General features: G+C 28.7%; 4 protein-coding genes. 2 read left to right on the forward strand and 2 right to left on the reverse strand.

The window, feature by feature from the left end; genetic code table 11:
• Window positions 1-2,434 precede the first annotated feature (2,434 nt).
• Both tamB and tamA read right to left on the reverse strand, forming a co-directional pair.
• Window positions 2,435-6,253 (reverse strand): autotransporter assembly complex protein TamB, encoded by a 3,819-nt coding sequence (gene tamB, locus ERCIPICE3303_RS01095; protein WP_157990909.1) that lies wholly within the window; start codon window positions 6,251-6,253, stop codon window positions 2,435-2,437.
• Window positions 6,250-7,995, reverse strand: a complete 1,746-nt coding sequence (gene tamA / locus ERCIPICE3303_RS01100; RefSeq protein ID WP_157990910.1) for an autotransporter assembly complex protein TamA — start codon at window positions 7,993-7,995, stop codon at window positions 6,250-6,252. The genes tamB and tamA overlap by 4 nt, the downstream gene beginning before the upstream one ends.
• 2,032 nt (window positions 7,996-10,027) lie before the next feature.
• Between tamA and mrdA the strand changes: the two genes are divergently transcribed.
• Window positions 10,028-11,926 (forward strand): peptidoglycan DD-transpeptidase MrdA, encoded by a 1,899-nt coding sequence (gene mrdA, locus ERCIPICE3303_RS01105; RefSeq protein WP_157990911.1) that lies wholly within the window; start codon window positions 10,028-10,030, stop codon window positions 11,924-11,926.
• A gap of 6 nt (window positions 11,927-11,932) precedes the next feature.
• Window positions 11,933-13,045, forward strand: a complete 1,113-nt coding sequence (mrdB, locus tag ERCIPICE3303_RS01110) for a peptidoglycan glycosyltransferase MrdB (RefSeq protein ID WP_157990912.1) — start codon at window positions 11,933-11,935, stop codon at window positions 13,043-13,045.
• Window positions 13,046-13,063: the final 18 nt, after the last annotated feature.

The raw sequence follows: 13,063 nt of genomic DNA on the forward strand, positions 1-13,063 counted from the left end.
TATTAAGAATATGACTTTCTTTTTTTAAATAAGAATAAGCGTATAAAATTACTTATAATAGTGAATGATTTCTTTTACTCTATACTTTTGATTATACCAAGAAGCATTAGTAGTTCTGGGAAATAGATATTTAAAAATGATTGCTTTATAATTTGACCAATTGTATATAAAAGTACTTAAGTATGTTGATTTGAGGTAATTGCAATTTATGGAGATTAATGAATTATTTACTAATCTTCAGATGATATCTCTGTTTTTTCTATCTTTATTAATACTTTTCTAAAAATTATTTCATAATTTCATGATCTATATAAATTCTTATAATATTTTGTAGAACAGGATAGAATGTTCTAGTTCACAGAGCATAGTCATTCTAGAGAATGATTTTATAATTTATGATGCAGATATAGTTCTATAATTGTATTATCAAAACATTTGAGTTATATAATAATTCAAATCTGAATTATACTTAAGTTAATTGGATTTAATTATAAAGTTACAAGGAAAGTATAAGACTTATTAGTGTTATCTAGAAGATTCTTAATATAAAAGAAAATCGCAAGCAATAGAAGATATTTCTTAAAAGGAATTTCGCATAAAAACTTTATGATAGATAAAGTCATTCAAATTTAGTCATAGTGTTATTACACTAATGGAGTATTATTCAGTTACAGAAGAACTGAAGTTAGAAAATAATATTTGATTATGACCGAGTAAACATATTGTTATAGAACAATATTTGTGAGCTATCTAATATGTAGAGTATTCAATTAGTTTTACACTTCAATTCTAGACCACAAAGTTGTCCGATAGAAATGATATTCTATTACAAGATTTTATCATGAAAAAGAAAGAAAACTAACTAGATCAGAAGATACATATCTACAGTTATCAATTTATTAAACAACTAGATTAGATCTTAAGTAATGTAAAATAGCAAGTAAACCTTTGTATGGATAATAGGTTTTAAAATAACGGATTTCCTAATATTATATAAAAAGATGTTTTGAACAACATATAAGAAACAATCAATGAGTTTGTTTAATATCTTAAAAAGAAAATGAGAGTACAATAAGATATTCAATATCATTAGGTCATACAGTTTAACATAGATTATCAAAAAACTTTGAGTTTATGTTGGCAACAGTTTAATAAAATAAAAAACCTGCAATGACTGGAGTTTTTCTTTATATAAACTTAAATCAATTAGAGTGTATATTTTTTAATATATACAATAAAAATATTGACGTTAGAATATAATTCTATTTTATAGAATTTTTTGATGAGTTTAATAATGTTTTTTATTTAATGTAATACATTTATTATCGATCTTCTTGAATTCATTTATTGTTTGATATTTATAGTCTCACAGTGTAATTAGATTAACAAGGTGAAGCTTGCAATCTTCATATCTATGTAGATGTAATCGAATCATATCATCATGTGATGATATGATTCGTAAAAAATTTTTAGAATCCTTCTTATCTTTTATGGTATTGATTTTATTAATATTAAATAATCAATTAGTAATAATGTAGTCTATTGAAGTTGATATGGAGATTAGAATAATCGAAATTTTTATCATATTCAAAGAAATATCTACTAATAAATTGAGTCATATACGAATATTATTCGTGCATATTAATTTAGTATGGAGAGAGTAATTCTTTATCGTATAATAATAAAAGAAACAGTGTTTCTATTTTTTATTTTTAAATGTATTACATAGTACAGAGTTTAATTATCTAAAAGAATTTTGTGATTTTTGAAAAAATTATATTGAATTCACTGGATCTGCTTTTCTCATGAGATCTCTTTTTTATCAGAGACCAGCTAATTTGATTGATTCAATCTGTTAATTATTAGTTCTAATAAAATTTTTTATTGAAATTCTTATATTAATCATCATTCAGTTATCAAAGATAAAATATTAGGATTGATAAATCATCTTTTTTTTAAAAAAGTTACACACATAAAATAGATATCTGATTTTAATTTTTTATTTTTTATTTTTTATTTTCTCTTTATTTAAATCTATAAAGTAATAATTCTATATTTTTAATGAATCATTTATATTTCTAGATATATATTTAAGATAGAGTAAAAATTTTTTATTTGTATTAAGACTATTTTAGATGAATTAAATTTAATGATTTAGAAAAGAGTTTTAAATAAACATGAGATGTTATACTAGTATGTTTAATAGTTTACTAGATAGACTAACTAATTAGTGTAAACCTTACATATTCAAACATCGTCAAAGATGATATAATATAGATCATCAAATCTATCATATATTTCAATTATTTCAATGTATTTATGTCATCTTGAATCTTTTAAAGATGAATTAATTAATAAAAATAAATAAAGAAATTAGACTACATGAATATTTAATATATATTCAATAAGTTTTTAGAGAAAGTTATCAGATGAATTAGTAAGGATTGATGTTTTGATTATAATCTTCAGTTTGAAGATTAAACTGATATAGCATACCTATATCTTGGTCCATACTGGCCACTGCTTCTATATAAAGTTTAGGCATGAGATGGTAACGAACTGTGAATATTGATAATGGATCAAATATTCCAATACCATATTTTATCTCTAGATTAGGCAGTATATTAGCACTTACTTCTATTTTTTGTTTATTACCTATTCCCATGGTATTTAATGCAAGATGGTTTATTTTTAAGGTCCGTCCAATTTGATTTATAATTTTCTCACTTTGAGCTAGTCCTAACCCTACTAAAACTGAAGTTAGTGATTTATTCTCACTATTTAGAGTGCTTAATTGTTGTCCATGTAATAGATAGGATATAGTTTCTTGCTGCGTTTGTTTTGGTTCAGAAAATACCTCTATCTTAGGGTCGCTTGCTAGGCCAGTTACTCGTACCCCGACTGTTATGTTATCTTTGGTTGTTTTTGGACTACGAATTGCTTCAATATATAAATAAGGTTGATCTAGTAATTTAGAAAATTGTAACATTCCTTTTCGTATGGTTAAATCTTGAGTGTATGCATAGAATCGTCCAGATGGGATATCAATTTGACCCGTGAGACTAGTGCTATGGTCATCTTTTAGTATTTTTAAATCACCATTAAGAAAGGCTTGTAATCCATAGGCAGTAAGGGTCACATTTTTTCCAAGATGAATTGTGATATTACTGGTAATAGGGATATTGATTAATTTGGGTTTCAAGGGTTGAAGATTGTTATCTAAAAGTATTTCATCAGAAGATGTGTTGATAGTATCTCTTGGTTTGTTTTGAATCAATATATGTGCCCATGGTATATTTATATGACCCATCAAAGTCATTAGATTAGGTGTTTTTTCAAAAACTAATTGTGGAGAAATATCCATATGTAGAGTTGGTGGCACTATTACGCGGATTTTTTCCCCTTTTACTGTGATATACGTATACCAATTACTTAGATTATTCCAAGTAGAGTGCCCATTAACAATAATGTCGCCTTTTGTAGTCTGAATTATTCCTTCAATAGAAGATTTATTACCATTAAAGAATATTGCTATATTGGCTGTTTGTATTTGAATAGGCATATCTCGGCTATCTAGGTTTATGTTTTTTAGTTTTAGATCACCAAATATTTGTGGAGAATGTAAGTTACCACTTAAGTGAAGATTTGTATTTACGATTCCACATATGTTTTCATCTATGTTGAGTATTGTATTTAATACTTCTATTGATAAGTGATTAGTATTGAATATACCAGATAGTTTTTGTTGTCCATTGAGATTAGAAATATGAATATCGCCCTTTATATTTGCATGATTAGTAAGTTCAATTAACCATTGAAGATGTGTACAGTTGTTTTTTAATTCAGCTTCAACAGTCATTTTATCGAGGATAGTCAATGTATTTTTTATGTGTACTTGATGATGAATTTGAATTTTTTGTCCTTGTAGTATAAGCTTACCTGCTTGAAATCCTGTATTTATATTCCATATTAAGGATATGGAACCATTTATTTCTCCTATTAGTTTGGTCTTATTTTTTATAAATGCATTAAGTATTGATAAATTAAAATGATTAATATCTATGTTGGTATAGACCGATGGTTTATTTTGAACTATTGTTGGTATGAATAACTTAGATTTTAATCTATTCCAACAGTCAGGAACTAGATTTAATGTGTTTGTTTTATAAAAATAGTTAATTGTAATAGATCGTGTTAAGTTCCATACCTCTGACGGGGTGGAAAGAAAATTATCTTTTACAACTCCTCTCCAAGTTTTTTCTAATAGGTCAAAAGATCCATGGATTGCAATATTCCAAGAAAATGGTTGAGCTTGTAAGTTAAGATTTAGTTGATGTTCTGTAGATGTTCCTTTAACTTTTAATTGAAGTAAATGAATCAAAATATTATTTTTTTTGATCCTCTCTAGAAGGATATTACAATTTCCTTGAATTATATTGTTTCTTGTTAGTATGCTATCAATGTCTAGATGGCCAATATAGATTTTATCCCATTGAAGATCTTTAGCGGTGATTTTTGTAAATAATTTTGGTTTTTCTAGGTTGCCTCTAGCGCGAAAAGATCCCCATACGCTACCACTGAGTCCAGGTAAGGTGTTATTTAGATGTCTTCCATCAATCTTTAAATCAAGATGTAACTGTTCAGACAGAAATCCATGAAGGTTAATTTCATTCTTACCAAACATAAGCTGTACATTGTGAACATTCCAGAAGTTGGGTTTATGAATAGAGAGAGAACCATGTATTATTAATGGTTGATCTAGTATCTGACCTTTGAGGTTTAGGTTTAGATCCATTAATCTTATCTTCCAGCTATTATTATGAAGATAACCACTAGTGGTCACGGTGCCCATTACTTTGCTTTTTAATTTAGGATATTGATAAGGTATATTAATTCCAGATAAGGTTAAGTGACTATGCCAGCTAATAGTCTTATTCCAATTCATCCATCCTGTTAAATTTATCACCCCTTCTAGGGTGATTAAATGTAATTGATTTAAAATAAATTGTTGATTATTTCCTCTTCCTCGCAGACTTAGTAAGATTGGTGGAATATGATTTCCTACCAAAGATGTTTGTAGTTCAACAGTATAATCAACTATCTTACCTCTAAAAACTAAATTCACCTCATTAGCTTGTACTTTCTGAATATTAGCTATTGGCCAATAGATCTTAGGGCTTTCCAATGTCATATAAAAAGGTAAGCCAACAATAGAGGGTTGAATATTTAAATTAATAAGTATTGGTATTGGTCCAGATAAATTGAGCATTAGTTTAATTGAGCGATATAAATTACCATCTATAATTATTTTAATTTTTTGATTTTTCAAAGTAGATGTAGTTAGATTACCGTTAAGTATGAATCGTAGTGGCCAGGTATCAATTAGATTAATTTTGCCTTCAGAGGTTAATGAACCATAAGAAGAATCAATTTTTAATTGTTTTAGATAGAGCTGCTTAGATTTGCTTTGAACTTGTATAAGAAGATAATTTATAGAAATATTATATGCTCCAGTAATCTCTATCTTCTTAGAGATTAGTTGTACTATATCTATATTAACAGGTAGGGATAATTCTGGTAAATATGGTAAAATAGGTTTATTCAACATTGATTGAGATATATTACTGAATGATAGAAAAAATTTTTTTATATTCTTGATTTGTTGCTCTTTTTTTTCGTGATTAGATATTTGTTTTTTTATTTCTGGTAGAATGATTGTCAAACCATCAATATAAGCTGGTGTAAGTGTCAATTTATTATCTTGCCAGATCACACCTCCGGTAAAACTTGTCAATAACATAGCAGTATTATTAATAACTAAATTAATATTATAAAGATTTAGTCGATTCAAAATAAGTGACTTGATGTATTTTATTTTAGTTTTGTGATCTATTTTTTGTAAATAAGAATTTGATCTAAAGCATGTAGATGTCTTTTTTGCTACTATTTTTACATTTTTTATTGTTAAATTATTGAAATATAATCTTCTATGAAGAAGAGAGGTAAGGGGTAGTTCTAGATGAAGTTCGTCTAGATTAACTTCTATAGTTGATGTTATATAGTGAATATTGGTTAGGGTTAGGTTATTGAAACTACCATTAATTGTCTGGATGGTGAGATTAGGAAGGCAGTATTTTGCTATAGAGAGGGTTAGATGGGTTCCACTGTTCGTGTTTATTAAAAATATTATAAAAATAAATAGAATTAAAATTAAGATTAGTATGTAAATAAGTCCTTGTTTCCATAATTTCATAGCTCAGGACCAAATCCAATGTATAGTTGGATACTATGACTTCTTTTATCATTTACTGGCCGTGCAATATCAAGTTTGATCGGTCCTAGAGGGGATTTCCAACGTATACCGAAACCAATACTTATTTTAATATTTTTTTGTTTAATATCTTGAATTACTTCACCTATATCTATAAAATCTGCAATCCACCATCTTCCATGAAGATTATACTGATGTTCTAGTGAACCTATTATAATTTTTGAAGCACCGATTACTTTTCCATTATGATCACGTGGAGATAGTCCTTTATATTTATAACCACGTATACTATGTTTCCCTCCGGCAAAGAAACGCATATCTGGTGGAATTTTTTCAAAATGATGCGTTTGAATCCAACCCAAATCTGTGTGTACAATAAAACGATTTTTTTCTTTAAGAGTGCTAATCCATGAATTCTCTATTTTAAATACTATAAAATCGATATAGGATCCCCAGGATACATCTGAAAAATCAATTGAATAATGTTGCGAATAACCATGTGTTGGCATTAGTCCTCCGTATGATCGAGTACGATCAATACTAATACCTGGGTAAATAAACATAGTTCTATTAGTGATTTCATCTTGAGTAAAGTGCTCTAATCTCCATCGTAAATTGATTGCTTTTTTCCAACCGCTGGGATTCTTCCAGTATCGTGATATTGTTAAGATGGAAGCATCTGTCTTAGTATTGTTCCAACTCATACGTTGCAGACTACCTTGAAATAAGTAATACTTGTCTAGTGGGTTTTCAAGGATTGGTATTTTATAGGTAAATATTAGTTCATATTCAGGCGAAGAGATATTAGAAATAGCTTTAAAACTATGTCCTCGATCATTGATTAGATTTTTTTTCCATATAGTGCTTATATGTATCCCAATCTTTCTAGATGAGCCAATACCAGTTGTAAAGGTGCTTTCAGTACATTCTCTGAGCATTCCGTGTAATTGTAAAAATGCACCGAGATTGGATGTATTAAATTCTGGTATAACAATTACGGAATTAAACCAGCCAGTTTCTGATAATCGACGGGTCAACTCTACCATTTGATTTGAGGTATAGTAAGATCCTTCTTTAAAGGGCCTTAAATTGTATAAATATTCCTTTCGGAGCTGTGATCCAGTAAAAGTTATTTTACCAAAATGATAACGTGGTCCACTATTGTAGTCTATATCCCAGAAAGCCTGATGTTTTTGTACTGATACTTTTAGTTGGTTTTTATAGTAATTAGCATTAAAATATCCTTTTTCTAAAGCAAGATTATTTAAAGATTTTTTAAAATTTTCATATTGCCAATGATTTAATATGGCGCCTAATTTAGGTTGTCTGTCAGCGATTAAATTACGGTAATCATGATCTTTTTGTGCATCACCTTGTATTTTTACTCTAATGTCAGTAATTATCACTGGTTCTCCTAGTGTAACTGTAATTACAAGTAAAGGTTCTTTTCTATTTTTTTTAGATTTATAAAGGTTTATTTGAATCTTTGGTTCATAATAGCCAAAGACTTTTGTAGCTTTTGTTACTATTTTTTGAATACGGGAATAAAATCGATTATTTATAGTTAGTTTTTGATTTTTAATTACTGATAAGTGTGCTTCAACATTTTTTTTTAGATCTCCAGATAATCCAAGTACATGAACATCGATGGTTGCTGCTTGGACAGGTGTAGTATGTATACTGATTAGTAAGAAAGATAGGTAATAGATATAAATTTGTGGCACATTTGCTCCTCATTTTTATTCTACTTAACAGCAAAAAATCTTATTTATATCATTATATATCTAAGTGATCATAATGCAGATATGATATGATATTGCTGAATTTTCTTTAGTATTTGTAGTATATGAGACATCTTAGATCTGTTTTTTGCAGTGCTATGAGCAGTATCGTATAGTATATGTATTACATAGTACGTATCATAAAAATATAATTTTATCTAATAATCTTTATCGAAAATCTAGTAATCCATCTTAAGATATTTTAACTGTGTCATATTATTATCTAGATTTGATATGATCTATAAGAATTATTCTGTATTCAAGGAAGAGTTTGATAGATATTGAGTTATTTTATAGCTGATTAGATTGTTCTATGAAAAGTTTTATCAATTATTTTTAGTATTATGTAATTATCTAGATATACATCGAATCATCATTTAGAAAATATGTGCAGGTATTTATTTTTAATTAGAAACTCTGTTTTTGTCTTTATTCGTTGTAATCTGTGTAATTAAACATTTCTAATTTTAGATATAAATTATATTTTCTACAGTAGAAACTGTGTTGAAGGGGTTGTTGTATAAAGTTGTTTTTATAAAATATAAAGTTTTAATTTATTTAGTAGTTAATTTGTTACAGTTTTTGTTATTTATAAAATGATGTTTTTGAATGCTTTTTTTTAAAAACCTCATCTCTTATTTGATTATTATTAATATCATAAGAAAAGTAATTAGATACGTCTTTAGATTGTAATGGTTAACATTTAGTTATTTGTTAGTGAATACTATTTTGATCAGTGTGTTTAAATTAAATAATTATGATATAAGGTAAATAAAGTATTACTGACAGAACGAAAATTTATTATTCAATCATACTATGCAGAGTGTATTTTGTATTCATGTAGTGCATGTCGTATACAATTACCATCGTTACATGTATTGTTGTTTTAAATAGGTATATATCTTTATAGTGTTTTGTTTATAATTGATGTAGCTATAGATATTATAGCTAAATGGGTACAATATTGAATAAGAATATAAATATTATTTAATAAATCTTATATTAATGTAGTAAGAATTCAGTTAATTTAAAAATAATGACTAACGATTAATAAATAGAATTTTTTAATAATTAAAATCAGCATTATTATTATAATAATATTAGTTGTTCTTATAATTCTCTTCTTATATATAAATCATGGATTAATTATTTAAATAATTGTTATATATGTTAGATTATTTTTGAAAATCATTGTATATTGAAGATGATTATATTCTATCTAGGTGGAATTTGGTTTCTTCAATAAATTGATTCTATAAAAATACCTTAATTACACAGTCTTATTTTGTTATGTTTCCATATGTTATTTTAAATGTTATTTTTATATCTAACCGAGAGAAGATTAGATGGATGTTTCTTATTGTTTCGAGCTAACTTCAGATAGTAGTTGAAAGTTAGGTGATTCTAGATTCCTCTGATATTAAGTATCTTCATAATATCTAAATAAAGATATACATATTGTATTTATGAGTATATCAATCTATTGAGAGAAAAGATTGATTATTACTTCTAGTCTCTAGTAGAGTATAAGAATCCAATATAATATTCATTCGCATTAATGCGACATGGGTTTCCATATTCTTTCTTAAAGAAGACTCTAATTAGTTTGGCAAACATAGTTATATATAAGAAATATATTTATGAATATAAGATAGTGTTATATAGATTAATATTTATTTTTAGATAGAAGGTGACGTGAAGAGTCAAGATATGATATTTAAAATCAAAAGTAACTGATATAAATCCTATAATTGGATTATCTGTGGAGAGAGAATATCATTCTAAGAATGAGTAGTTATGAGGGTTTAATTTATTTTGATACGATCATATCGATATAAAGTTGAAAGTGTTGTTTTTTATTAGGATAAAACTGATTTAATAGAAAGTGTATCCACAGAAGTAAACTACTAAAAATCATCTTTCATATTTTTGTAATATACAAGGTTAAGTGAACAGACAGAAGCAGTGAAATAAATTGAAAAGCAACTTCTTTCGTGACTATACTTCCGAACATCAATTGTTTGTACGCCGTGAGTTCATTGCTTTTTTATGTGTTTTACTTCTGTCAGTTATATTGGTTAGTAATCTTTATCTTCTTCAAGTTATTCGTTATAGAGAATATACTACTCTTTCAAATGCTAACCGTATTAAATTGGTTCCAGTTGCTCCAAGAAGAGGTCTTATTTGTGATCGTAACGGTGTCTTACTTGCTTGTAATAGAACTATTTATCAACTAGAGATAGTTCCAGAAAAGGTGGATAATCTATCCTTAACCCTATCTCAATTAAAACCGATTTTTGATTTGACTCACGAAGATCTTAATATCTTTTATAAAGATAAACAACGTTCACGGAATTTTTCCTCGATCGTACTTAAAACTAATCTTACTGAAGTTCAGATTGCTAGATTTGCAGTTAATCAGTACAAGTTTAATGGTGTAGTAATCGTAGGTTGTCAGCAGCGATTTTATCCTTATGGTTCTATTCTTACTCATGTTCTTGGATATGTATCAAGAATTAATCATCGTGATATCAAGCGTCTTGAAAAAGAAGGTGCATGGTCTAATTATGCAGCAACTCATAGTATTGGTAAACTTGGTATTGAACGTTATTATGAAGATGTGTTACATGGTACATCGGGATATGAAGAAGTTGAAGTTAATAATCGTGGACGAGTGATTCGTCAGCTATATGCAAAAGAACCACAAGCTGGCTGTGATATTCATTTAACTATTGACCTAAAATTACAAAAATATATTACAACGTTGCTAGTAGGTAGCCGCGCAGCGGTAGTGGTTACTGATCCTAGTAACGGAGAGGTTCTTGCTATGGTATCGACGCCTAGTTATAATCCAAATCTTTTTGTACAAGGCATGTCGAATCAAAAATATAGTCTATTACTTAATGACGAAGATCATCCTTTAATTAATCGGGTGATACAAGGGTCTTATCCACCGGCTTCAACAGTAAAACCTTATATTGCAATTTCTGCCCTTAGTGTGGGAGTTATTGCACGATATACTACTTTATTTGATCCTGGTTGGTGGCAGTTACCTGGTACAGATAAGCGTTTTCGTGATTGGAAGCATTCAGGTCATGGAAATCTTGATATTATTAAATCTATAGAAGAATCTTCTGATACTTTTTTTTATCAAATTGCATATGAGATGGGAATTAATCGCCTCAGTGAATGGATGAAGAAGTTTGGTTATGGTGCTCTTACCGGGATTGATTTGCAAGAAGAATCTCCTGGCATTATGCCTACCCGTGAATGGAAAACTACGCGTTTTAATAGTCCTTGGTATCCTGGAGATACTATTTCAATTGGTATTGGACAGGGTTATTGGGCTGCTACACCTATTCAAATGAATAAGGCTTTAATGATTCTTATTAACGATGGAGTAATTAAAATACCTCATTTATTAATGGAGGTAGTTCAAGGAGAACATGCAGTGCTATGGCGTAATTTATCAAGTAATAAGATGGTTTACGTAGATAGCGAATATTGGAGAATAGTAAAAGAAGGCATGTATAATGTAGCTAATCAGATTCATGGTACTGCGTATAAGCATTTTGCAGATGCTCCATATCAAATTGCTGCTAAATCTGGTACAGCACAGGTATTTGGTCTTAAATCAACGGAAATTTATAATGCTGCTAGATTAACTGAGCATCTTCGTGATCACAAAATCATGACTGCGTACGCACCATATACAAAACCACGTATAGCTGTTGCTATTATTTTAGAGAATGGAGGGGCAGGATCAGAAGTTGGTAAAATAACGCGAAAAATCTTAGATTATATTATGTTTTGTCATCATCAAGTAAAGATTCCTACTTCAGATTCCTGTCGATTAGATGATGAGGATCAATGATTAATTATGATAAACAGGGATTCATGGAAAAAAATCTGGAATTACATGCATCTTGATCCAATTCTATCTTGTATACTTTCTTTACTTTTGGTGTTCAGTCTGTTGGTAATGTGGAGTGCTAGTGGTCAGAATGTAGGTATGATGGAACGAAAGATTACTCAGATTGCAGTTGGTGTATGTGTAATGATTACCATGGCTCAAATTTCACCCCGTGTTTATGAAAACTGGGCTCCCTTTTTGTATATAATCTCTATTATACTACTAATTTTAGTGAGCCTATTTGGCCAGAGTAGTCAAGGTGCCCAACGTTGGTTGGATCTAGGAATAATACGTTTTCAGCCATCTGAAATAGCTAAAATTACTGTGCCGTTAATGACGGCACGTTTTATTAATCGTGATATTTGCCCTCCAAGGGTGATTAACATTATTATTACGTTGATAGTTATTTTGATTCCAGCTCTATTAGTTTTTTTGCAACCTGACTTAGGTACTTCTATTCTTATTACTGGATCAGGGCTATTAGTATTATTTTTATCAGGCATAAGCTGGACTGTAATCATAATGTCAGTATTAAGTATTGTAGCCTTTGTTCCGATTTTATGGTTTTGTTTAATGCATGAATATCAGAGAAATAGGGTTATTATGTTTCTATTTCCTGAAAATGATCCCTTAGGTTCTGGTTATCATATTATTCAATCAAAGATCGCTATTGGATCTGGTGGATTCCCAGGAAAAGGGTGGCTACATGGTACTCAGTCTCAATTAGAATTCTTACCTGAGCGTCATACTGATTTTATTTTTTCTGTATTAGCTGAAGAATTAGGATTATTAGGAGTTTTATTCCTTCTTTTATTATATGTCTTACTTATTTTGCGTGGATTAATTATTGCTTCTAATGCTCAAACAACTTTTGGTCGCATTATGGCTGGTGGAAATATATTAATTTTTTTTGTCTATGTATTTATTAATATCGGAATGGTTAGTGGTCTTTTACCAGTGGTGGGCGTACCATTGCCTATGGTAAGTTATGGTGGTTCTTCGTTGATTTCTTTAATGGCTGGTTTTGGTATTGTGATGTCAATTCATACACATAGAAAAATGTTATCTAAAAACTTATAAGTATCATGAATATGGATT

The organism is Candidatus Erwinia haradaeae (genome assembly GCF_900699015.1).
Classification (GTDB): Bacteria; Pseudomonadota; Gammaproteobacteria; order Enterobacterales; family Enterobacteriaceae; genus Erwinia_E; species Erwinia_E haradaeae_E.